The sequence below is a fragment of the Pseudoalteromonas sp. GABNS16E genome, assembly GCF_028598715.1.
Lineage (GTDB): Bacteria > Pseudomonadota > Gammaproteobacteria > Enterobacterales > Alteromonadaceae > Pseudoalteromonas > Pseudoalteromonas atlantica.
In genome coordinates this window covers 60935-85038 of sequence record NZ_JAQREZ010000003.1, presented here as the reverse complement: position 1 = coordinate 85038, position 24104 = coordinate 60935, and the positions used below count along the sequence as shown (strand labels likewise).

At 41.6% G+C, this 24104-nt stretch carries 22 protein-coding genes; 8 read left to right on the top strand and 14 right to left on the bottom strand.

What is annotated here, in order from left to right; all coding sequences use genetic code 11:
* Positions 1–148: 148 nt before the first annotated feature.
* On the bottom strand, positions 149–1093 hold the full coding sequence (locus PSI06_RS02375; RefSeq protein WP_004585871.1) for a D-2-hydroxyacid dehydrogenase: 945 nt from the start codon (positions 1091–1093) through the stop codon (positions 149–151).
* 430 nt (positions 1094–1523) lie between these two features.
* Between PSI06_RS02375 and PSI06_RS02370 the strand changes: the two genes are divergently transcribed.
* Complete coding sequence (locus tag PSI06_RS02370; RefSeq protein WP_004585872.1) at positions 1524–2663, top strand: 1-acyl-sn-glycerol-3-phosphate acyltransferase; 1140 nt, start codon at positions 1524–1526, stop codon at positions 2661–2663.
* Between the two features lie 108 nt (positions 2664–2771).
* A complete protein-coding gene (locus tag PSI06_RS02365; protein WP_004586824.1) occupies positions 2772–3017 on the top strand; it encodes a DUF1289 domain-containing protein in 246 nt (81 codons plus the stop codon).
* 15 nt (positions 3018–3032) lie between these two features.
* Here the strand turns inward: PSI06_RS02365 and PSI06_RS02360 are convergent, their stop codons facing one another.
* Positions 3033–3731, bottom strand: a complete 699-nt coding sequence (locus PSI06_RS02360) for a substrate-binding periplasmic protein (protein ID WP_004586825.1) — start codon at positions 3729–3731, stop codon at positions 3033–3035.
* 156 nt (positions 3732–3887) lie between these two features.
* Here PSI06_RS02360 and PSI06_RS02355 point away from each other — a divergent pair, with 156 nt between their 5' ends.
* Genes PSI06_RS02355 through PSI06_RS02345 form a run of 3 tightly spaced genes read left to right on the top strand, consistent with a single transcriptional unit; the run spans position 3888 to position 9022 of the window.
* On the top strand, positions 3888–4091 hold the full coding sequence (locus tag PSI06_RS02355; protein ID WP_004586826.1) for a DUF3283 family protein: 204 nt from the start codon (positions 3888–3890) through the stop codon (positions 4089–4091).
* Positions 4092–4094: 3 nt separating this feature from the next.
* The gene (locus PSI06_RS02350) at positions 4095–4496 is read left to right on the top strand and encodes a GNAT family N-acetyltransferase (RefSeq protein ID WP_004586827.1); all 402 of its coding nucleotides are present in this window, start codon (positions 4095–4097) and stop codon (positions 4494–4496) included.
* A 20-nt stretch (positions 4497–4516) separates the two neighbouring features.
* On the top strand, positions 4517–9022 hold the full coding sequence (locus tag PSI06_RS02345; RefSeq protein WP_273602717.1) for an EAL domain-containing protein: 4506 nt from the start codon (positions 4517–4519) through the stop codon (positions 9020–9022).
* Between the two features lie 8 nt (positions 9023–9030).
* On the opposite strand, the gene PSI06_RS02340 is transcribed toward PSI06_RS02345, so the two are convergent.
* The gene (locus PSI06_RS02340) at positions 9031–9975 is read right to left on the bottom strand and encodes an ion transporter (RefSeq protein ID WP_273602716.1); all 945 of its coding nucleotides are present in this window, start codon (positions 9973–9975) and stop codon (positions 9031–9033) included.
* A gap of 8 nt (positions 9976–9983) precedes the next feature.
* The gene (locus PSI06_RS02335; RefSeq protein ID WP_028835638.1) at positions 9984–12650 is read right to left on the bottom strand and encodes a bifunctional acetate--CoA ligase family protein/GNAT family N-acetyltransferase; all 2667 of its coding nucleotides are present in this window, start codon (positions 12648–12650) and stop codon (positions 9984–9986) included.
* A 380-nt stretch (positions 12651–13030) separates the two neighbouring features.
* On the opposite strand from PSI06_RS02335, the gene PSI06_RS02325 reads away from it, so the two are divergent.
* Complete coding sequence (locus PSI06_RS02325; protein WP_008467710.1) at positions 13031–13747, top strand: SIMPL domain-containing protein; 717 nt, start codon at positions 13031–13033, stop codon at positions 13745–13747.
* On the opposite strand, the gene PSI06_RS02320 is transcribed toward PSI06_RS02325, so the two are convergent.
* From PSI06_RS02320 to PSI06_RS02285, 8 genes are all read right to left on the bottom strand, one after another.
* The gene (locus PSI06_RS02320) at positions 13739–14398 is read right to left on the bottom strand and encodes a hypothetical protein (protein WP_273602715.1); all 660 of its coding nucleotides are present in this window, start codon (positions 14396–14398) and stop codon (positions 13739–13741) included. The two genes, PSI06_RS02325 and PSI06_RS02320, sit on opposite strands and share 9 nt — an antisense overlap.
* Before the next feature lie 83 nt (positions 14399–14481).
* Positions 14482–16314: a DUF885 domain-containing protein gene (locus PSI06_RS02315; protein WP_273602714.1), complete on the bottom strand. Its 1833-nt coding sequence runs from the start codon at positions 16312–16314 to the stop codon at positions 14482–14484.
* Positions 16315–16400: 86 nt separating this feature from the next.
* Complete coding sequence (gene hemW / locus PSI06_RS02310; protein WP_004586834.1) at positions 16401–17537, bottom strand: radical SAM family heme chaperone HemW; 1137 nt, start codon at positions 17535–17537, stop codon at positions 16401–16403.
* Positions 17534–18133 (bottom strand): XTP/dITP diphosphatase, encoded by a 600-nt coding sequence (locus PSI06_RS02305; protein WP_004586835.1) that lies wholly within the window; start codon positions 18131–18133, stop codon positions 17534–17536. The genes hemW and PSI06_RS02305 overlap by 4 nt, the downstream gene beginning before the upstream one ends.
* Before the next feature lie 4 nt (positions 18134–18137).
* A complete protein-coding gene (locus PSI06_RS02300; protein ID WP_004586836.1) occupies positions 18138–18581 on the bottom strand; it encodes a DUF4426 domain-containing protein in 444 nt (147 codons plus the stop codon).
* 57 nt (positions 18582–18638) lie between these two features.
* The gene (locus PSI06_RS02295) at positions 18639–19172 is read right to left on the bottom strand and encodes a YggT family protein (RefSeq protein WP_004586837.1); all 534 of its coding nucleotides are present in this window, start codon (positions 19170–19172) and stop codon (positions 18639–18641) included.
* 26 nt (positions 19173–19198) lie between these two features.
* On the bottom strand, positions 19199–20020 hold the full coding sequence (gene proC, locus PSI06_RS02290) for a pyrroline-5-carboxylate reductase (protein WP_004586838.1): 822 nt from the start codon (positions 20018–20020) through the stop codon (positions 19199–19201).
* A 17-nt stretch (positions 20021–20037) separates the two neighbouring features.
* Positions 20038–20751, bottom strand: a complete 714-nt coding sequence (locus PSI06_RS02285; protein ID WP_004586839.1) for a YggS family pyridoxal phosphate-dependent enzyme — start codon at positions 20749–20751, stop codon at positions 20038–20040.
* A gap of 2 nt (positions 20752–20753) precedes the next feature.
* On the opposite strand from PSI06_RS02285, the gene PSI06_RS02280 reads away from it, so the two are divergent.
* Positions 20754–21794 (top strand): type IV pilus twitching motility protein PilT, encoded by a 1041-nt coding sequence (locus PSI06_RS02280; RefSeq protein WP_004586840.1) that lies wholly within the window; start codon positions 20754–20756, stop codon positions 21792–21794.
* 9 nt (positions 21795–21803) lie between these two features.
* Positions 21804–22937 (top strand): PilT/PilU family type 4a pilus ATPase, encoded by a 1134-nt coding sequence (locus PSI06_RS02275; RefSeq protein WP_054983574.1) that lies wholly within the window; start codon positions 21804–21806, stop codon positions 22935–22937.
* Positions 22938–23070: 133 nt separating this feature from the next.
* Here PSI06_RS02275 and ruvX read toward each other — a convergent pair whose 3' ends face one another.
* Both ruvX and PSI06_RS02265 read right to left on the bottom strand, forming a co-directional pair.
* The gene (ruvX, locus tag PSI06_RS02270) at positions 23071–23520 is read right to left on the bottom strand and encodes a Holliday junction resolvase RuvX (RefSeq protein ID WP_004586842.1); all 450 of its coding nucleotides are present in this window, start codon (positions 23518–23520) and stop codon (positions 23071–23073) included.
* A 9-nt stretch (positions 23521–23529) separates the two neighbouring features.
* A complete protein-coding gene (locus PSI06_RS02265) occupies positions 23530–24087 on the bottom strand; it encodes a YqgE/AlgH family protein (RefSeq protein ID WP_004586843.1) in 558 nt (185 codons plus the stop codon).
* Positions 24088–24104: the final 17 nt, after the last annotated feature.

The following is a 24104-nucleotide window of genomic DNA, read 5'->3' as shown; positions in this document are numbered from 1 at the left end:
CCACTTTTTAGGTTTTTTAACGATTGAGCTAGCCTGCGTTTATTTAGCCTAGCGAAAACACGTTACAGCTATTTACTAAATAGAATAAGGCACTTTGAGGCAGGTAAAACCTAGCCTCAATGCGGCTAATTATTATTGCAAATTGTTATTATACCAAGCGGTTACGAGACTCACCGTTAGTAAAGGCTGCAATATTTAGGCTTACCTCATTAATTAAGCGCACGATTGACTCTGTGCTGGCCCATGCAATGTGAGGTGTAAGAAGCAAGTTTTCGCCTGTGTAATTAGCCAGCGGGTTAGAAGGCTCTGCCGGCTCTTTAGTAAGTACATCAACTCCCGCACCGGCAATTAAATTTTGCTCTAGGGCTGTGGTTAAGTCGGCTTCATTTATAATGCCACCACGTGCGGTATTGATAATAATACTGCTGGGTTTCATCATTTTTAGCTCATCTAACGAAATTAAATCGCGTGTTTCATCAGTAAGCGGGCAGTGCACGCTAATTATATCAGCGGTTTTTAATACTTCTTCAAAAGGTGTACGGCCTTCTCTACAAGAGGCGCCTTTACGCTCTGCAACCACTACATTGGCTCCAAAAGCTTGCGCTACTGTCGCCACACCTTTACCTAGCGTTCCACCACCTATAATGGCAAATGTTTTACCTTGTAAATCATTAAAGCTGTAATCTAATCGGCAAAACATCTCGCTTTTTTGCCAAGCGCCTTGCTGGCAGTCGCGCTGGTAGCGGTGTGTATTACCTAATAAATTAGTCACTAACGAAAACGTGTGCTGTACAACCGAAGGGGTTGAGTAGCCTGCTACGTTGGTAACGGCAATACCAAATTCTTCAGCGGCGTTTAAATCAACATTATTAGTGCCTGTTGCACTTACGCAAATAAGCTTAAGCGTTTTAAGTTGGCTTATCGTATCGCGATTTAGCACAACCTTGTTGGTAATAAGGACGTCCGCGCCTTGGCTGTGAGCAACAACTTGCTCAGGTGACGTAAGTTCGTAAGTAGTTAGCTCACCTAGTTCTTCAATGCAAGTTAACGAGGTTTTAGCTAAAGTAGCGTTATCGAGAATGGTGATTTTCATTGTGTGTCCTATCTAAATGCGTACCGTAAAATGGCAAGAGCGTTTAAGGTACTACGAATACACACCTTTGTTAATGCTATTACTACCAAATGCTTAGTACAAAAAGTCAGGTTGCTGTTAAAAGTTTAAATTGGCTGGTCTGCCCACTCAAATATAAATAACATGATATTTTAGCGGGCTATATCGCTGGGGCCTGTTTATCAATTGAGGTTGAACTCACTTTCCTGTGAAAGGTCAACAAGCCTTATTAACGTTGATAAAACTAAAAAACAATGCACCAACCCCTTTTTGTGTGGTCATAGACTGAAATGGCTCGCAAATAAGCATAACCAAATGGCTATTTCTTATTTAAGAGTGGCTGAGTTATAATCAAAATTATATATAAACGGTACGTTTTGCGTGCCGTTTTTTTAACATTGTAGATGCAGTAATGAGTGAATTAGAAGATAAGTACGCAGACATAAGACCTTACAACGACGATGAAGTTGCGGCCTCGCTAGCGCGTTTAATTAACGATAATGCGTTTATAGATGTAATAGCAAAGTACAACTTACCGCGCTTTATATCCGCTATGCCTTTTATTGCTCGCACACTGGTGAGAAGCCAGTTACGAAAAAAATGGGGTAAATTTACGAGCGTTGAAGATGTACAAAACGAAGTTGCAAAGTATTTAGATAAACTTATAAAACGCACTACCTCAAAAGTTACCTTTTCGGGTTTAGACAAATTAGACCCGCAGCAGGCGTATTTATTTATATCAAACCACCGCGACATAGTGCTGGACCCTGCACTTGTTAATTGGGGTTTGTATCAACATAAAATGAAGACGGTGCGTATAGCAATTGGTGATAACTTATTGCAAATACCGTATATAACCGAGCTGATGCGCTTAAATAAAAGCTTTATCGTTAAGCGCTCAGCCAAAGCACCTAAAGAGATGCTTAAGGCGCTTACGCAGTTGTCGTCGTATATTTATGACTCGTTAACAGCAGGAAATTCTATTTGGATTGCGCAAAAAGAAGGGCGTGCAAAAGACGGCTTTGATCAAACAGATCCGGCGCTTTTAAAAATGCTGCAACTTAATGGTCGTAAACAAAAGAAAGGATTTGGCGAGTACATTAAAGAGTTAAAAATTGTTCCTGTGTCTATTTCTTACCAGTATGAGCCTTGTGCAATTTCTAAAGCAAAAGAGCTTTATCATAAACAGCAGCACGGTGAATACGTAAAATCAGAGGGCGAAGACATAGCAAGTATTGTTGAAGGGTTTAGCTCTGCTAAAGGGCATGTGCACTTAGCATTTGGACAACCGGTTGAAAGCGGTTGCGATGATGCTGATGAGCTGGCGCAAACAATTGATAAGCACATTGTTGAGTCTTTTTACTTACATCCAGGAAATTACATTGCCGGTGGGTGCAAGCAAGCAGTTATTGATGAGCCCGATACCGCCACTTTTGAACAGCGTTTAGCCTTAGTGCCAGAAGAGCTAAAGCCACTTGTTTTAGCTATGTATGCCAAGCCATTTCAACGCAAAACTGAAATCACAAACAAAGTATGTGAGCAAAGCCATTAGGCATCTGCGTTGGCAAATAGTGTAATAAAGCAGCGTAAACGCTGCTTTTTTTTTGTGCATAAATAACGCTATACTCATACAAAGCAATTAATCTACTTAGGGGGCGCAATGCAACAAATTGAAATATTTGATATTCCAAGCCCCTGTAAAAGTATTTGCCAAGTAAACAACCGAGGTTATTGCAAAGGCTGCTACCGAAGCCGGGATGAGCGCTTTAATTGGAATGCGTTAAGCAATGCGCAAAAAAAGAAAGTACTTAGCTTGTGCCAACAACGTTACAAACGGTATTTACAAAAGCGCCAAGCTGCGCAATCACAAGCCACTTTAGATAAGCAACAAGGCTTTGAATTTTAAACCTTGCTGTACATGCTAGAGTTTTAAATTGTATTTTGCGCGCAATGCGCGACTAGTGCCGTTATCGTGTAGCTTATTTAAAGCATTCAATAATTTACTTACCAAAGCCGCGTGCTTTTTATGTACATAATGATAGAGCGAAAACGTACTTAGCAGCTGGGTTTGCATACACGTCTCTGGCAGGGAAAAGTTATCGGCTTTAAGCACAAAGTCGAGCATAATTACCCCATCAACTTTATGCTGGGCTAGTAGGTTAAGTTGGGTCGTAATATTTTTTACTTCAATAATATTGCCGTTAAACTTATGCTCATTTAAGTAATGGTGTTGAACTGGATAGCCTGATAAAACCGCAATACTATCGAGCTTATCGAGTGTATTGGGTTGGCAGTTTTTAAACAGTAAAAGCTTATAGTCAAACAGTGGGTAGTTAATTCTGATCAGGTTTTTATTGTCCGCCTCTATACTTATATCGCGGCCAAGCTGGCCATCTAACACCCCATTATTGGCTGCTAATAAGGCATTTTGGCGATTAAAATCAATTATGTGTACTTCATAATTAAGTTCTTTATAGGCTAATGTGAGTAAAGCGAGCGCATAGCTTGCTTGAGCTGAGTCGGCCGGGCGGTTAAATATAACGCTATTGTGATTGGCGAGTGTAATTTTACTAAAAAATAAAACGACTAATAAAAACAAAGCATTGAGCTGTATCTGCAAGGTTACTTCCGTTTAAAATAAGGAGAGGGCAAATGAACGCAGCGAATAATACCAAAATAGTTTGGTTTTTGCCCATGTTTGTTGCTTTTTAAACAGTAAATGGGTTCAAATATACGTATAATAAATGCGGATAACTAACCGTACTTAGGAGTGGTTGTGAGTTTTAATTTATGTGCTTTACCTCGAGAGCAAAAATACCAGATTCAATTAGATTACGAAGCCTCATTTTGGGCTTATCAAATTAAACGTAATAAAAAAACACGTGAGCAAGTTTATAACACGATTCATAGCCGCCCAGTGGCAGAGCAAACTTTTTTAAAGCAACAGTTTGAGCAGTATTTGGCGTTAATGCTAAGCTAATATATGTACACAGTACAAAAGTTAGACACACTTAAGATTCCATTAGTTAATAAGTTTTATGCACTGTATAGCGTAAGAGGACGTGCTAATAAGCAAGATCAGGTTTGGGTTGTTTACAGTGAAATGCAGATAGTTGCGGCGTGTCGGATACAAAATAAACACGACTTTTTATTTTTATCGACCGTATTTGTTGCCCCGCAGCACCGTGCAAAAGGGCTGGCAAAGCAACTTGTATGCGCCGCTATAAAACAGCAAAGCATGCCGCTTTACACCTTTGCTTATAAAAATATTACAGCTTTATATACGAGTCTTGGTTTTAACCAAGTATTAACATATACTCCTGGTTTAAAAGCACTTTTTGATATTTATACGCATCGAAATATAGTCGCTCTCGAATACTTATAACAAAAACAACGGATCAAGCCATGAGTAAAGGCGTTCATTGGATCATTAGTTGCTGTATAGCTTTAATCGCTATATTTAGTTGCCAAGTTGGCGCACAGGTTAAGCGTTTATCCCCCAGTGAAGGCCTGTCGCAAAGCTATGTGAACACTATGCTGCTTGATGATAACGGTTACCTATGGCTCTCTACCGAAGGGGGGTTAAACCGCTATGATGGTTACCAAGTTGTTTCAATTAATGGCCCTAATGGCGAGCTTGAAGAAGCCATAATTGATTGTATTTACCAAGACCCCGCAGGCAATATTTGGATAGCCTCGTTACTTGCCGGCTTATTTAAATACGACCCAAGTACCGACACCTACCAGCAATTTATTTCTCAACCTACCAGCGAAAAACAAATTTTAAGCCAGTCGGTATTTAGTATGGTAGCGGTTGATGACAAAACCTTATGGATTGGGCGTGGTCGCGACTTTGCTAAATTAGATATTGAAACAGGTAAAATAACCAGCCTATTTGAGCTGCCTAAAGAATACGAAAACACCTTAGTCAGAGAGCTTTTTCATTACAATGGGTATATTTTTATAGGCACAAGCCATGGGGCGTTTGTATTTGATATCGCCTCTGAGCAAATTAGGCCGCTGCAGCATTTAAAAAGCAAAGCTGAGCATATTTATCAAAACAACGTTAAATCGTTTTCGGTTATTGAAAATAATCAGTTGTTAGTAGGCACCGTTAAAGGCTTGTATCAAGTTGATATTAGCGACTTGCCAGGCATGTTTGAACGCCCCGACATAGCATTTAAAAACCAAGCCGTTATTGCCGATTTAAATGTATGGCGCATCATCAACGAAGGCGAAAAGCTAGATCTGGCGACTAATAAAGGGCTCTTTAAATTTGATTTAAATAGTAAAGAGTTGGTAAAAAACACACGGATTACGCAAAGTAAATACAGCCTATCTGATACCAGTATGATAGACATGGTAAAAGATAAATCGGGAGGGTATTGGCTCGCTACTAAAACCGATGGTGCATTTTATCTGTCTAATAATACCTATCACTTTAGCAATATAGATGGTAGTAAACTGGGTGGCGATGGCCTTTCTCATCCTTCGGTTTGGGGCATTACGGAGTATGGCAACAGCCTATGGCTGGCAACGCATAATGGCTTAACCGAAATTGATTTAGCCACTAACATTAGCCAAGTTTACTTAAAAAACCACAAAGTAGACTTACTGACTACCGAATTTAGCGTGTATGAAATTATTCCTTATAAGCAAAAGCTTTGGTTACATACAAACCGTGGGCTGTTTGAGTTTGACCCCATAACGCATCAAATTAACGAGCCAACAATAACAAACCCCAACAATAGAGCCTACATAGAAGGCTTGGTACACGGCGTAACCTTAATGCCTAACGGTGATTTGTACTATGTGCACTCAGATCACGGTATGTTTGTATATAATATTGATACTCAGCAGATCACCCGGTTAGAAGGGGCTTTTAGCAAAATAGAGCCGTTTTTGGCGCATGGTTTTTCGCCAGCGCTGGCAACCAAGCCTGATATGCCCCTGTTTTTTAATGCGGGTATTTTATATCAGGTAAACCCAACCACATTAGCATTAAACACCATTTATAAAGTGCCAAAACAGCACGATAACGTGGCTATTAATGTGCTTTCTTACGTGGTCGATAACAACAATATTTTATGGATTTCGCTATCTAATTTTGGCCTGATTGGGCTTGATGCAGCCAGTTACAAATTGGTACACACGATTGACTTAGAAAAAAATAAGTTAGGTACCTTACTTTATGACATGGTGCTTGATGATAATGGCATGATTTGGATGAGTAGCCATAAAGGCATATGGCGACTAAACCCAGAAACACTTCATTTTCAGCAGTTTACTACATCTGAGGGGCTGCTTTCTGCTGAATTTAACAGCAGTGCCATGGCGCATTTAAGCGATGGGCGCATTGCCTATGGCAGCTTAAAGGGCATTACATATTTTCATCCGATGGAAAATCAAAATTACCACTCTTTAATTGATCATGTAAATATAACGCGAGTTGATTTAATGTCGCGCGACTTATCTATCGATTTAAAACAGCCATTAAATGAAATAGTCCTCAACCATGATGATATCGGTTTAGAGGTGGCGTTTTCGGCGATGGCGTTTAGCTATCAAGAGCGCATAATTTATGAGTACCAGCTCGATAACGGCCAAAAAACCTACACCCGTAATAATAATCGGGTGTTATTTCCTAAATTAAATCCAGGTAATTACCAGCTCAAAGTATGGGCTAAAGATCCATTAACCGGCGAGTACACGCCGCCTGCAGTGCTAAAAATTCGTGTTAAGTATCCCCTGTGGCGAGCGCCATATTTTATGGTGCTTTATGGCGTTTTGTTTATCGCATTTATTGCTTTTTGGGTAATGCGCCGCAACAAAATTCAGCGCATATTACTGGCCGCTAATAAGGAAAGTAAAGAAAGTGAAGCGCGATTAAAACTAGCCTTAGAGGGCAGCGAGTCGGGCATGTGGGATTGGCAGTCTACATCGAGTAGTATTTACCAGCCGCGCTTATGTAATGAACTGGGGTATGATCAAGAAAGCGTGAGCCTAGATGACTACCTAGCTAAAATTCACCCGCAAGATAAAGCGCTTTTCAGATTAGAATGGTTAGAATTTTTATCAACCGATAAAGGCTACTTTAATTGCACTTATCGGTTACGCCACGCTAAAGGCTATTGGCGTTGGTATAAAGACTTTGGCAAAGTGGTGGAATGGAGCGGGCAACTTCCTAAAAAAGTAGCGGGTACTTACACCAATATGACCCGCGAAATGGTGTTTGAAGAGCATGCCCGTTTATTTACCGCTGCGTTTGAGCAAACCCGCGATTGGGTATTTATTCTTGATAAAAACTTTACGGTTCGCGCCTCTAACAAGTCGTTGCAAACGGCCTTTAACTTTCCTAGTGAGCCACGCTCTAGCCGTGCCCTTAATTTAGGCATATCGCGAAGTAATCGTTTTGACTACTTACGGATAATGCAAAAGCTGAATGTGGGTGAGCATTTTTCCTGTGAAGACTTAGTCACCCTAGCCAGTGGTGAGCAGCGCCATGTGTTAGTAAAAATAAGTGCAGTGGCCGACACTGAACACCGTTTAAGCAGCTACGTTATTATTTTAACCGACATTCATGCGCAAAAATTGGCTGAAAATGAGCTTCATATTTTAGCCAACTATGACTCATTAACCGGTTTGCCTAACCGTATGCTGTTTAACGACAGGGTTGAGCATGCGATTGAGCAAGCGCAAAATCATCAATGTAAAGTAGCTATGCTGCACATAAACATTAAGCGGTTTAAATACTTTAACGACTCATTTGGACGTGAAGCGGCTGATGAGCTAATAAAGCAAGTGGCTAAGCGTATTAAGCGCTCCTTGCGTCCTTCTGCAAGTGTTGCGCGCTTTGGTGGCGATGAATTTGTGGTGCTGGTGGAAGATGTGCAGCAAATTGAAGAAGTATTGCTTATTTGCTCTAAATTAATAGATTCTGTAAGCCAAAATATGGAATTTAATGGCCAGGTGGTAAACGTTAATTTAAGTATTGGTGTAGCAATAGCGCCTGATGACGCCGCAGATCATGCTGCGCTGTTAAAAGCTGCCAGTATAGCTTTGTACCATGCAAAAGAGTCGCTCGAAAGCAGTTATAAGTTTTACAAGCAGGAGATGAATCAGCATGTACAAAAAGCCCTGCATTTAGAGTCTTTGCTAACTAAAGCGTATCAAGAGCAAGAGTTTTGCAATTACTACCAGCCTATAGTGAATGCGCACACTCAAAAAACCGAAGGTTTTGAAGTGTTGTTACGCTGGCCAGAAAACACTTTAGTGCCCACGCAAGAGTTTTCTTTAGCGGCTGAGAGCATAGGGTTAATAACAAAAATTATGCTGCAAACCTTTGCCCGTGCGTTGCAAGCCCTTAAACAATGGCGTGAGATTTCACCTCAGCTGTACTTGTCGATAAACCTCTCAGCACTTGATTTTGAATACGAAGAGCTTGTAACCGACATTCATAAAGCGTTGAGCCACGCTAATGTGCCCTCAGAAGCCATAGTGTTTGAAATTACCGAGTCTATTTTAATGCGTGACTCTAAACATGCGCTGCACAGTATGGAAATGCTGAAAAAGCTTGGCTGTAAGCTCTACATGGATGACTTTGGAACAGGCTATGCGTCATTAACGTATTTAAAGCGTTTTCCTATCGATGTACTAAAAATAGATAGAAGCTTTGTGCAAGATATTGGCGTGGACTCGGATGATGAAGCCATTATTCAATCAACGCTTACCTTAGCTCATAGCTTAGGTAAAGAGTGTGTGGCTGAGGGCATTGAAAACAAACAACAGCTGCAGTTTTTAAAGCAGTTAGGGTGTAAGCATTTTCAGGGCTATTTATTTAGTAAGCCAGTACCTAAAGAAGCTGTTCCCGCACTGATCAAACAAGATTGGGGCAACATATTTAACCAGTAAAGATAAGCTTATTGGCGTTTACCACAGTGGCGGCAAAATAAATGGCTGTTGCGTTGATTAAGCTGCGTTTTAATTGCTTTATTGGCCTCTAGTTTACTTAGCCCTAGTTTGTAGCGTAACTCCTCAAGGTGATGCATCTGCTCATCAGTGAGCTTACCATCGGTTATTTTCTCGTGGGTGGCATCTTCAAATAGCTGGCGACGTTTGCGTACTTGCTCTGAGAAACTCGACGCTAATAAACCGGTTGGTATGGCAACCATCCCCATACTCACCAAAGTGATTACGCCACCAAATAGTTTACCAATGGGCGTTATAGGTACAACATCGCCATAACCAACCGTAGTTAGGGTTGCCATTGCCCACCACATGGCTGCAGGAATAGAGCCGAACTTGTCTGGTTGAATGTCGTGCTCTAATAAATAAATACCGCAAGAGGCTAAAATAAGTACCACAGACATAATAAAAAATGCCGCCAGTAATGAACTCGACTCATCAATAAACGCCTGCAATAACAATTGCATTGCTCGAGAATAACGGGTGAGCTTAAATACCCGCAACAACCGCAGTACCCGTAAAAAACGTAAATCGATAGCAAAGAAAAACATTAATAAACTAGGCAAAATGGCAATTAAATCGATAATTGCCAGTGGTGATAAAATATATCGAATCCGTTTTTGTGTATTTGAGCAATTCATGGAGGCGTACTTTACGCGATCGACACAAGTCCAAGCACGTATTAGGTATTCAGCACTAAATATAGCCACTGATACCAGCTCCAATATTAAAAACTCGCTATAGTACTCGGTTGCGATGCTGTGCACCGACTCAAGCACAATCGCCACCACATTAATCATAATGATGCTGATCAGTATGACATCTAAAATGTGTCCCGCTCGCTGATACTTACCTGACGCTTCAAATACTTGGTTTATGGTTTGTCTTAGTTTACGCATAGTACCTATTACAATGTGAGCAGCATATTGATACTGCCTTCTTCAAAATCACGACTTATTTTAAACCCGAGTTTACGAGCCAACTCAATCATGCCGGTATTTTCTGGCAGGGTGATACCTTCAACCGTTTTCACGCCTTGGCGTCTGCAGTGAGAAATAGCCGCGTTCATTAAAATACGCCCTAACCCAAGTCCTTGGCAATCAGAACGTACCACAATGGCAAACTCTGCTTGTAAGTTATCGGGATCCATAATCACTCGCGAAACCCCTAATGTGTGCTGTTGCTCGTCTTGTGTTTGGGTAACAATAAATGCCATTTCGCGGTCGTAATCAATTTGCGTCATTTTAGCGAGTTGATCATGGTTAAATTGTGGCAATTCACCAAAAAAGCGCTTGTATCTATCTTCTTTGCTTAAGGAGCGGTCAAACTCTTGATGTGCCTGCTCATCTTCTGGTTTGATTGGTCTGAGCGTTGCTAAGGTCTTATTTTTTAGGGTCACCGTTTCAACCAGCTCAATAGGATAAGGGCGGATTGATAAACGTTTTCGGTGCGCCTGAACCTGATACTGATTTAGGTTCATGGTGGCATCAAGGACTAAAAACTGCCCATTACTGGCTAAAATAGGATTTAGCTCTAACGAGGTGATATCCGGTTGATCTACGACCAATTGAGAAATTCGGGTCAGTAGCGCACATAAACGATATTTATCTACTTTTTCTGGCAGAATGCGATCTTTAAGAACTCCCTTATCATGGGCGGCGGCAATTAAATATTTAGCTAGGTTCATATTCAGTGGTGGCAAGGCCACCGCCGCTTGAGCGTACTCAAGCCCTGTGCCAGCTTCACCTAATAAAATAACTGGCCCAAAATTAGGCTCTGTTTTAATGGCTATGCGCAGCTCATTGGCGCCTGCTCTTGGCGCCATTTTTTGTAATGAAAAGCCATCAATAATAGCATCAGGGTAGGTGTTTTTTATTCTTAACAGCATGGCAAATGCCGTTTGCTCGACCTCTTGTGCATCATTGAGGTTGAGTACTACGCCACCGACTTCAGACTTAGAGGGAATACTGGGGCTCATCAATTTTAATGCGACCGGAAAACCTAGCTCTATTGCTTGCTCTTTTGCCTCGGTAGGGGTGTAGGCTACTTCAGTTTGGATACAGTCTATACCGTAGCTACTTAAAATTTGACTCGCTTGATGGGTTGATAAGTAATGTTGCTCATCATTTAAAAACTCTTTAATAGCTGCTTTCGCTGCTACTTTATTAATAGTCGCATCATCGGTGTTTGATTCTGGCGTTTGGGTTAAATGTTTTTGGTTACGACGATAGCTTACTAAGTGCATAAAGGCACCTACTGCGCCTTCTGGGGTACGATAGGTCGGAATGGCGTTATTTGCGCAGATGCGTCTGGCTGCGAAGGCGGCATCTTCTCCCATGAAATTAGTGATCACATACGGGCGTGCCATTTTTGGTAATTTGTTCAGTGCCTCAACAATAACCTGAGCGTAATTTTCACTCGGGGCCAATGCCGATGGAGTATGAATGATCAGTAAGTTTTTAACTTCTTTAGCGTTAAGCAGTATCTCTAATGCGTGTTTGTAACGCACTGGCGCAGAATCGCCAAAGATATCGACAGGGTTGGATGTTGTGTCTGAATGTGGGATCACTTTATTGAGTGCTTCGCGCGTTTCATCACTAAGCTGAGCAAGTTTACCTGAGCTTTGAATAAGTTCATCAACGGCCATCACTCCAGGGCCGCCGCCATTAGTTAATATAGTTAGCTGCTCTACTTGCAATAATTTGGGGTGCATTGCTAAGGTTTGAGTGGCGGCAAAGAGTTCACGCAAATCATTTACTCTTAACATCCCTGCACGTTGAAACATGGCATCATATACAGCATCTGAGCTTTGTTTTCCGCCGGTGTGTATTTCAGCGGCAAGAGCGCCTGCACTGGTTCTGCCTGTTTTAATAGCGATCACGGGCTTAGAAAATGCCGCCGCACGCGCGGCAGAAATAAAGCTGCGAATATCATTAATGTTATCTATGTAAAGTAGGATAGCTTTGGTTTTAGCATCGCGGCCTAAAAAGTCGAGTATTTCGTCAAACTCAATATCTAAACAATCTCCCATAGATACAAAGTATGAAAAGCCAATTTCTTTATTTTTAGCCCAATCAAGAATCGTTGAACAAACAGCCGCTGATTGCGACACAAAAGCCAGTTTACCTGGCGTGGCAACAGTGTGCGAAAAACTCGCGTTTAAACCTATGTGCGGAATAAGTAACCCTAAGCAATTTGAGCCAAGCAGCGTCACTTTATGCTTTGCAGCGTTATCTTTAAGTTCTTGTTTTTGAGTACTTGTTAGACCATCAGCAATAATAATAGCGCTATGGCACCCCAGCGTACCTAGCTGTTCAATAATTTTCATTAAGGTGTTTTTATTGGTACAGATAACGGCTAAATCAGGTACTTTGGGGAGGGCTTCAATACTTGGGTAAGCCAATACGCCATGCACTGCAGTATGATTGGGTGTAACAGGCATGATGGGCCCTTTAAAGCCCCCTTGTAATAAATTACGCATTACCACATTACCAGCCCGAGTGGGGGTGTTTGATGCCCCAATAACAGCGACTGAGCTTGGATTAAAAAACTGGCTAATACGTTTTAGACTCATTGCGTTTCCTTGGCTGATTAAGTTTTGCTATCTATACCTTCTCAATGTAACCTGTTTATAGTGTTTTTTCGAGCGTGAACGTGCATATTATTGATATTAGGGTCTGTTGACCTTTCAAGGTTAAACTTGCAGCAGTCTGTTTGGTATTTAGGCAAGGCAGAGCCTATGTGGTGTGGTTATTCCCCATAAATAGGCGATAACGCAGCATCAATGCCAAACAGGCGCTGCCCGAAGGGTTCTGCCTAGGGGCGATTTACTCTTTGTTGCTCGGTTTTTACTTAGCCCACTAGGTTACAAACCTCGCGCCGCGATTAAATCGCCCCTAGTTTGAACAAGTTTTAATCCGCAAAGGTCAACAGACCCTAATCAAGGAGAATGAAGTGAATAAAATATCGAATGTAACCGTTGTTATGGCAGCGGCGTGTTTAAGCATTGGCCTAATTGCATTGGGTTTTATTATAAAAGGGGCTGCGCTTGATATTAAAGGGATGGAGCGCACGGTGCAGGTAAAAGGGTTAGCTGAACGTGAAGTTGTGGCTGATACCGTTATTTGGCCTTTGCAGTTTAACGATGCCGACAATAATCTTGAAAAGCTTGTTGAGCGAGTTGAGCAAAAAAATGATGCGGTGATTGCTTTTTTAAAGTTACACGGCTTTGATGATCAAGAAATATCGACAGGTACTCAATCTATTATTGATAAGCAAGCCCGTGAATACGCGAATGATAACCAAAAGTTTAGGTATGTTATTAGCTCAAATATTATTGTTTACTCCAATGCTCCTGATAAAGTTAAAAACGCACTGAGCAAAGTGAGTCAGCTAGCTAAACAAAATATAGCTATTGTGCAAGACAACTATCAAACCCGTATTGAGTATATTTTTACTGGGCTTAACGATATAAAACCAGCCATGGTGCAAGAAGCCACAGAAAAAGCTCGTGAAGTGGCAGATAAGTTTGCTAAAGATTCAAATTCACGCTTAGGTAAAATTAAAACCGCTCGCCAAGGGCAGTTTAGCATTAGCGATCGGGATTCAAACACGCCGCAAATTAAAAACGTACGTGTTGTTACCAGCGTAGAATATTACTTATCAGATTAGAGCCGCCACTTGTTCAGTAGAGCGCTGTAAATAAGCAGCGCTAAGTAAAATACTGGTTTCGTTTATATCAGCGCCTTTTAATATATTTGCCAGTTGCTGTTTAGCGGTTGGATTTTGTTTTTGCTCTATTTCCATAAGCGCTAATAATGCTGAAAATTCATGCTTTATTGGTGTGCTAGGTTTATCAGCATAGGCGATATAACAGGCAACAGGGGTAAGGCCGCGAGCATTTGTTTGTGCAAGGGCTTTTACTAAATTATCGTTAGATTCAAATAGCATTAATGAGCGCACATAGTTAAACGCCAGCTTTTGAGCATTGGCGTGTTTAAATACATTGTGCAGTACATTATTTCCTTGGCTGTCTTGTGCTAAAAAGCCGTTATTTTCTTTTAATGCAGGTGTAAAAAACGTTAATGCATCAGTTGTTGTTAATTGGTTTATAAAAGGTGCTGGTGGGGTGTTGGTTGTTAAAATACGTGTTGCCACATTTTGCATAAAGTCGTATTTAATACTCATCCGCAAAGCACTTTCGTAAAGGTGGTTTAGCTGTAATGTTTGCTGAGCCGGGCTTAACTGTTTAAAGTCGTTATCGAGCTCGTCTAGCTGATGCTTAGCAATGCGCGCATTAAGTAATTGTATGCTTAAATCCATTCTTAACCCTACCTCTGAGCGTTTTTATTACTATAAAACAAAAAAGGCCGCATCAGCGACCTTTTTCTATTTATAACCAAGTATTAAGCTTTTTTACTTGCTACCCACTCGTTTACAAAGTTCTCTAGTACGTTAAGTGGTACAGGGCCATTTTTAAGTATAACGTCGTGGAACTGACGAATATCAAACTTATCGCCTAGTTGCTTTTTAGCATCTTCACGCAGCTCTAAAATTTTAAGCATACCCACTTTATAAGCTGTCGCTTGCGATGGCATTACAATGTGACGCTCAACCATTTTAACACCGTCAGATGTGGCGTTAGGCGTATTATTTACGTAGTAATCAATACCTTCTTGGCGAGTCCATTTCATTGCATGAATACCGGTATCAACGACTAAGCGACACGCACGCCATAATTCCATAGAAAGGCGGCCAAAGTCTGAGTATGGGTCTGAGTAAAGGCCCATTTCTTTAGGAATGTACTCTGAGTATAAGCCCCAACCTTCAATGTAAGCGGTGTAGCCACCAAACTTACGAAACTTAGGTACACCTTCAAGCTCTTGTGAAATAGCAATTTGCATGTGGTGACCCGGAATACCCTCATGGTATGCTAATGCTTCCATTTGGTACGTTGGCATTGCTTCCATGTCGTAAAGGTTTGCGTAGTAAATACCAGGGCGTGAGCCATCTGGCGCAGGTTGTTGGTAAAATGCTTTACCTGCTGCTTTTTCGCGGAATGCTTCAACGGCTTTAACTTTAAGATCAGCCTTTGGCTTAACAATAAATAACTCATCTAGACGAGTTTTCATTGTGTTGATTAGGCCAGTGGCTTCATCTAAATAACGCTGTTTACCTTGCTCGTCATTGGCATAATAAAATTGTTTATCCGTTTTCATAAACTGCATAAACGCTTTTAAATCACCTTTAAAGCCTACTTTGTCTTTAATTTCACGCATTTCATCATGAATACGTTTTACTTCAGCAAGGCCAATGGCATGAATTTCTTTAGCGGTTAAGTCAGTTGTTGTGGTGCGCTTAAGTGCGTTATTGTAAAACGCTTTGCCGTCAGGCAGTTTCCATGCGCCATCGCGGTTATCTGCACGTTTTTCTAACTGTGCTAAGTAATTAATTAACTTAGAGTAAGAAGGCTTAACTGCTGATTTTAATGCATCAGTTGCCTCGCTAATTAAGGCATCTTTTTCATTTTGGTTAATTTCAAGAGCGCTTACTTTACGTTTAAAATCGGCTAATAGTGTTGAGTCTTCACCTTTTTCAAACGGCGCACCATGAATGATGTTTTTGCTCGAATCTATAACATGTGGGAACACAAATTTAGGCGCAATAATGCCTTTATCAGCACGGGTTTCTAAATCAGTAATTAGCTGATCAAATACAGTCGGTACACCGTTTAAACGCGCAATATAATCTTTAGCTTCTTTAACATTACTAATTGAATGTTGGTTTATTAAAAACGCAGGCATCATAGAGTGCGTACCAAACATTTGGTTAACCGGGTAGTTATGGTAACGCCATTTAAAATCAGCAATCGAGCTTTCTAGGTCTTGTTTTTTTAAGTCGTAACTTACTTTAGTGGCATCATCAAGCAGGTCGCGGTTAATAGCATTTAAAGTAACTAAGTCTTCTTTTGCTTGCGCAAGGTCTTTTAGTTTTTGCTCTTCGCTGCCGTCATCCCATTTATCGTAATCTTTTTTAATACCCATGTAAGTTTGATAAACCGGGCTGCTCATTACATCGCGGTTAAAGGTATCTTCAAAAAACGCATTCGCTTTGTCGATTTCGCTTTGCACAGGTTGCGCTTGCACTGCAGGCGCCGGGGTTGTTTGTTGTGGTGCCTGCTGGCAGCCGGCTAAAATAGCAACGCTCACGGCTGCTGCAATAAAGGTAAGTTTACGCATTGTTTTCCCTTTGTTGTTAGAAACCCATTAGGGTGTATTATATTTATTTGCTTGTATTTTATGTTTATCGCGCGTGGTTAAAACCACTACACGAACAATTCTAGCAGGTCATTTAAAAAACGATGCCCTTTGAGGCTAACTTGCCAATGGCCGCTTTCTTGTATTAACAAACCTGCATTTATTGCTTTAGCTAACGCTGTTTGTTGGCTTTGCAATGGCTGATTAGTCAGCGCACTGTAATCATCAATAGGGCAAGGCTCGACTAAGCGAAAGCGATTCATAAAAAATTCAAAGGCTAAATCTTCTTGCTCTACTTGCCAGCTTTTATACAAGTACGGCTTAAGCATATCCATGTAACCGCGCGGATGCTTAATTTTTTCAGTACGGGTAATAATGCCGATTTTTGCATCAGTCACCTTACCATGAGCGCCACAGCCAATACCGAGATAATCGCCAAAACGCCAATAATTCAAGTTATGTTGGCATTGAAAGCCTGGCTTTGCATAGCCCGATATTTCGTATTGTATGTAACCGGCTTGAGCAAGTAGTGCTTGGCCTTGCTCTTGAATATCCCATAGGGTTTCATCTTGTGGCAAAGTTGGCGGCTTGGATGCAAATTGTGTATTAGGTTCAATAGTGAGCTGATACCAAGATATATGTGGCGGATTTAAAGCAATTATTTTTTTTAAATCGCTCAGTGCATCGTCAAGGCTTTGCCCCGGTAAGCCATGCATTAAATCAAGGTTAAAGCTATTTAACCCGGCTTGCTTAGCTTGCTCTGCAGCGTAGTGCGCTTCATCGGCACCATGAATACGGCCAAGTGCTTTTAACTTGTCGTTTTGCATGCTTTGCACGCCAATAGAAATACGGTTAATACCCGCTTTAACGTACTCTTTAAAGCGTCCGGTTTCTACGGTACCAGGATTAGCCTCAAGGGTTATTTCGCAGTTGTCGCTTAGGCCAATTAGGTTATCGACTTCGTTTAACAAGCGGGTATATGCATCGCCAGTTAATAAGCTTGGTGTACCGCCGCCAATAAATATACTGTGAATTTTACGCCCTTGCACCAAGTGTAAATCGGCTTTTAAGTCGTCAATTAAATGCTGAACATATTCAGCTTCAGGAATGTCGCCTTTTTGCCCATGGCTATTAAAATCGCAATAGGGGCATTTTTGCACGCACCAAGGTACGTGCACATATAAGCTCAGTGGTGGAAGGTTCACAGGCCGCCTTTGCTTTGTAGCTCTAGTAATAACTTTTTAAGTGCTTGGCCGCGATGACTCACTGCATTTTTTTGCGCTTTGGTGAGCTCGGCGCTGGTACAGTTTTGCTCTTTAACAAAAAATACTGGGTCGTAACCAAAGCCGCCTTCGCCATTTTGGGTTTGTGTAATTTCGCCTTCCCAGCTTGCGCTGCAAATAAGTGGGGTAGGGTCATCGGCGTGGCGCATTAATACCAGCACACACCAAAAGCGGGCTTTACGATTTGGGTTATCGGCTAATTCGTTAAGTAGTTTATCTATGTTGTCTTGATCGCTGGCGCTTTCACCGGCAAAACGAGCTGAGTACACACCCGGCGCACCATTTAAGCCATCTACCTCTAAGCCTGAGTCATCTGCAATGGCTGGCATGCCGGTAATTTTAGCAGCATGGCGGGCTTTAATTATCGCGTTCTCTACAAAGGTGGTGCCGGTTTCGGCCACTTCGCCTACGTTAAAATCGCTTTGCGGAAGCACATTTATATTAAGCGGGCTAAGCATATTGGCCAGCTCGTTAACTTTGCCAGGGTTGCCTGTGGCAAGCACTAATGTTTTGGTCATGTTTTTAATCTACGTAAAATTTTTGCTGAAACGTGAGTTTTTGAGACTGACTACCTTGCTGGATGTTTATCTCAAAACGTAAAATCTCTTCGTTGGTGTAGTCTACTTGCGCAAGGTAATAAATTGATTCACCTTCTTTTACTTCTTTAAAAGTAAGGGCTTGCTTATTGCCGAGTAGGTTTTTTGCGGTGCCGCTGAGCTGAGCGGTTTGCGCGGTTTTATCGCTATTGTTTTTCAGTACTGAAATATTAACAATGCCTTTATAACCACTACGCTCAAGGCCATATGTTTTAGCTATTTGCGGCTGAATAAAGGTAGATGGAAAAGCAATGTAATGCACTTGCCAAGGGCCCAGCTCTTTGTACTGTGCGCCTTGCATGTCTTCACTGTGGGCATTAAAAGCAAAGGCTAAAAAACTAATAAAGCAAAACTTAATTAAACGGTTCATTATGATGTCCTATATAAAAAAGAGGCCAAAGGGCCTCTTTTGCTTATAACAAAAAATTTAGGCTAAAAAGTCCATTAGCAGCATTTGTAAAAACTGAATACCAATAATTAGTACAAGCACCGATAAATCTAAGCCACCCATTGGTGGAATAATTTTACGAAGTGGCTTGAGCATTGGCTCAGTAAGCTGATGGAAAACCGCTTCTATTGGGTTATAACCTTGACTTACCCAGCTTAAAATAGCGCGAATAATCAATACCCAAAATACAAGGTTTAAGCCTTCTTTAAGTACGGTAATAAGTGCTTGTATAAACACAGGTTGCGCAGCCCATGCGCCGTATATCACCAGCATTAAAGTACTAATTTTGGCAACGGCTACAATAAATGCCAGCAATAGAGAGGCTAAATCAAGCCCACCTAACCCGGGTATAATTTTACGTAACGGGTTAACTGCAAACGACGTTGCTTTAACCACAAATTGGCTCATTGGGTTGTAAAAGTCGGCTTTTGCCCACTGTAGCCAAAAACGCAGTAGTACCACCATTAAAAACAAATCAAACAGGGTACTGATCAAAAATTGCATGGCATTCATAGTGTAACCTTCAATAAAAAGTAATTTTAAAGTTCTTTTTCCATTTGCATTGCACGCGCAATACACGCATCCATTGCATCGCTAACTGTTTGCACTAGGCCTTCGCCTTTTAAATGCTCAACCGCAGCATGGGTGGTGCCGCCTTTAGAAGTTACATTAGCGCGTAATTGCGAAATGCTTATCTCTGGTTGGCTCAATGCCATTTCGGCTGCACCCAGCGCAGTTTGCTGTACTAAGCGGCGCGCATCTTCATCGTTAAAGCCAAGTGCTTTCGCTTTTTCTTCAATGGCTTCCATAAATAAGAAAAAGTAAGCGGGCGATGAGCCTGTCACAGCAATGACATCGTTAATTTGCGACTCTTGCTCTACCCACACAACAATACCTGTGCACTCAAACACTTGTTGTACAAAGTCGTGCTCTTCGGCTGTTTCATCTGCGCCAAATAAACCCGATACACCACGCCCTAGTAGCGATGGCGTGTTTGGCATACAACGTACCATTTTAACGTTTTGGCCAAGCATTTCGCGTAAACGCTTAACGGTTAAGCCAGCCGCTACCGAAATAAACAGTTTATCACTAAAGTCGATACCCGATTCTTGAAACGATTTACATAAATCGCCCATCATTTGTGGTTTAACAGACAATACAATGACATCAGCATCGCGTAAGGCTTCGTTATTGTCGCTGGTGGTTTTCACCTTGAAATCGTCTGCTACCTTGGCAAGCTTTTCTTGGTTGCGGTTTGTAGCAATGATGTTGTTTGCATTAAAACCGTTTTTTACCATGCCACCAATAATGGCGTAGCTCATGTTACCTGTGCCTATAAATGCGATTGTTTTATCTGACATATGTCTGTTATCACCTTTTAAGTTCGAGTTCCAAAAATATCTGTGCCGATCCTCACCATGGTTGAACCTGCGCTAACGGCGGCTTCAACATCATTGCTCATCCCCATCGACAACGTATCTATATGAGGATATTGGGCCTTTAGTTTATCAAAGCAAGTTTGTAATTGCTCAAAAGATTGACTTTGCTCACTCGGATCGTCGCTTTTAGCCGGAATAGCCATTAAACCACGCAAAGTGAGTTGCTCACATTGGTCAATAAACTCAGCTAGTTCGGGGATTTGCTCTACGCTGCAGCCCGACTTTGCCTCCTCGGCGCTTATATTTACTTGAATAAGCACATTTAAAGGCGCTAGGTTTTCTGGACGTTGACTGTTTAAACGCTTAGCTATTTTTATTCTATCTACGCTTTGTACCCAATCAAAATGTGCAGCAACAAGGGCGCTTTTATTTGATTGAATAGGGCCAATGAAATGCCAAATGATGTCGCTAAATGTGTGTAGTTGAGCTATTTTATCTACAGCCTCTTGAACATAAGACTCACCAAATTGGCGCTGGCCATGCTCGTAGGCAGCAATAATATCGTCGCTTGGTTTTGTTTTTGATACAGCTAGCAGCGTAATAGCGTCGCTACTACGTTTAGCATTTTTAGCCGCGCTGGCAATTCTAGCGTAGGCGGATGTGAGTCGTTCTGCTATTGTAACCATATATTTATCAGTTAGTTGTGGAGTCATAAATGGATATTACCGAATTATTAGCGTTTAGTGTGCAACACAAAGCATCTGATTTACACTTATCGTCAGGTGTTTCACCTATGATACGCGTAGATGGTGATGTTCGCCGCATTAATATACCTGCACTTGCAGACAAAGACGTAAACAGCCTTGTTTACGACATTATGAACGATAATCAGCGCAAGGACTACGAACAAAATCTAGAAGTGGATTTTTCGTTTGAAGTGCCTAACCTTGCACGATTTCGTGTTAACGCATTTAACTCAAACCGCGGCCCTGCAGCGGTGTTTCGTACCATCCCTAGCGATGTACTGACGCTTGAGGATTTAGGTGCGCCAGATATTTTTAAAACAATATCAGATAACCCGCGTGGTTTAGTATTGGTTACCGGCCCAACTGGTTCGGGTAAATCAACAACGCTTGCGGCTATGGTCGATTATATAAATCAAACAAAACATCACCATATCCTCACCATTGAAGATCCTATCGAATTTGTACACGATAATAAACTCAGTCTTATTAACCAACGTGAAGTACACCGAGATACGCACAGCTTCTCTAATGCACTGCGCAGCGCGCTGCGTGAAGACCCGGATGTAATACTCGTTGGTGAGCTACGTGACTTAGAAACCATTCGCCTTGCGATGACCGCCGCAGAAACCGGCCACTTAGTGTTTGGTACGCTACATACCACCTCGGCACCAAAAACGATTGACCGTATTATTGATGTATTCCCAGGTGAAGAAAAAGATATGGTGCGTTCAATGCTTTCTGAGTCACTGCGTGCCGTTATTTCGCAAACACTACTTAAAAAAATTGGCGGTGGACGCGTGGCCGCGCACGAAATTATGATTGGTGTACCGGCGATTCGTAACTTAATTCGTGAAGATAAAATTGCACAAATGTATTCGTCTATTCAAACGGGTGCATCACACGGCATGCAAACCATGGATCAATGTTTAAATAATTTAGTTAATCACGGCATTGTGACAACCGCAGCCGCAAAAGAAAAAGCCCAAGATAAAACCCAGTTTGGTGGCTAAGGACATATTATGAATTTATCTTTAAATCACTTTTTACACATAATGATTGATAAAAAAGGCTCGGATTTATTTGTCTCTAGCCAATTACCAGTCAGTGCAAAAATTAATGGTGAGCTTATCGCTCTTAGCGACGATAAGTTAAGTGATGAGCAATCGCTTGCGCTTGTAGAGTCAGCGATGAGCGATAAACAAAAAAACGAATTTCATACTACTAAAGAGTGTAACTTTGCGATAGCCACAGACGAAGGGCGTTTTCGTATATCGGCTTTTTGGCAGCGCGATAGAGCGGGTATGGTTATTCGCCGCATTGTAACGCAAATACCTGATATAAGTGATTTAGGGCTGCCCTCTACACTTACCGATGTGATTATGTCAAAGCGCGGGTTAGTGCTGTTTGTTGGTGGTACTGGCACGGGTAAATCAACTTCACTGGCTGCCTTAATCGGCTACAGAAACCGCAACCAGCGCGGCCATATACTCACCATTGAAGATCCGATTGAGTTTGTGCACGAGCACCGTAAAAGTATTATTACTCAGCGCGAAGTAGGGCTTGATACCGACAGCTTTGAGTCGGCACTTAAAAGCTCTTTACGCCAAGCTCCCGATGTTATTTTAATTGGTGAAATACGCTCGCAAGAAACCATGGAATACGCACTGAGCTTTGCCGAAACGGGTCACTTATGTGTGGCTACATTGCATGCTAATAATGCCAACCAAGCCATTGACCGTATTATGCACTTAGTGCCTAAAGAAAAACACGACAAGCTTAAGTACGACTTAGCGCTAAATTTACGCGCCATTGTTGCCCAGCAACTTATTCCCACTTCTGATGGGGAAGGGCGTGTAGCCGCGATTGAAATATTATTAAACTCACCCATGGTGGCAGAGCTAATTAAAAATGGGGATATTGGTGGCATAAAAGAGGCCATGTCTAAGTCTAAAGAAATGGGTATGCAAACCTTTGACCAAGCCTTATTTGAGCTATACAAACAGCAGCGTATTAATTACGCCGATGCACTACATCATGCTGATTCGCCAAACGATTTACGCTTAATGATTAAGCTGCGCAATAATGAGCAACAAGGTGCAGGATTTTTACAAGGTGTAACTATTGATGGACTAGATGATAAAAACAGCAATTAACACTGTATTTTATCCACAAAAAAAGCGCCGCTGGGCGCTTTTTTTATGGATAAAATTACTTATAACGTTTTATACCACTGCGGTGTTTTTCTACCTTTAAAATAGATTACGTAATTAAAGGAGTCTGCATTACTTATTCACCATAACTGGCTTCAAAAAAACTCTCTAAAATAATTACTGCCGACATATTATCGACATTTCCTTTCCCTAAATTTTTATAGCCACCGTGCTCAAATAAACGCGCTTTTGCATCGGCGGTTGTGAGTCGCTCATCTTGTGTTTGCACCGGTATGCCGTAATGGTTGTGCAAGCGATTAGCAAACTTTTTAGCCTTAAAGGTTACCTCTTGCGAAGTACCATCCATATTAAGGGGTAACCCGACGACCATTAAGTCGGGTTGCCACTCTTTAACTTGAACCGCAATATGATCCCAATTAGGAATACCATCTTGGGCTTTTACCGCTTTTAAGCTAGACGCACTGCCTGTGAGCTCTTGTCCTATGGCAATACCAATGCTTTTGGTGCCAAAGTCAAAGCCCATTACGGTGCGCTGGCCTTGCGGCTTAAGGTTTTTTTTCGTCATTATCGTTCTTTAAGCGTGTCCAGCTTCGCTGCAAAGTTGGCTAACATCAAAGCCTAGCATTGAAACTGCTTTTTCCCAGCGTTTTTCTACCGGCGTATCAAAAATGATCTTCGGATCGGCTTTAATGATCAACCAACTGTTATCTAAAAGCTCTTTCTCAAGTTGTCCTTGCTCCCAGCCCGAATAACCAAGCGTAATAATAAATTGCTCAGGTGCGTGGGCGGTGGTCAGGTTGGCAAGTACGTCTTTTGATGTGGTGATCATTATATCACTGCTAAGCTTTTGGCTTGCAGAGTAGCCTGGCTGAGGTGAATGAAGTACAAAACCTCGGTCGGTTTTAACCGGACCACCTGCAAACACAGAGACTTGCGCGGCTTGTTGGGTTTTGTCGTTGTCTATTTCTATTTTATCTAAAAGCTCACCAACGGTCACATCAATAGGCTGGTTGATCACCAATCCCATAGCCCCATCTTCATTGTGCTCACAAATATAGGTAACGGCACGTTTAAAAAAAGGGTCTTGCATCGACGGCATAGCGATTAAAAAATGATTTTCTAATGATTGCATAGATTTCACCCTTTTAG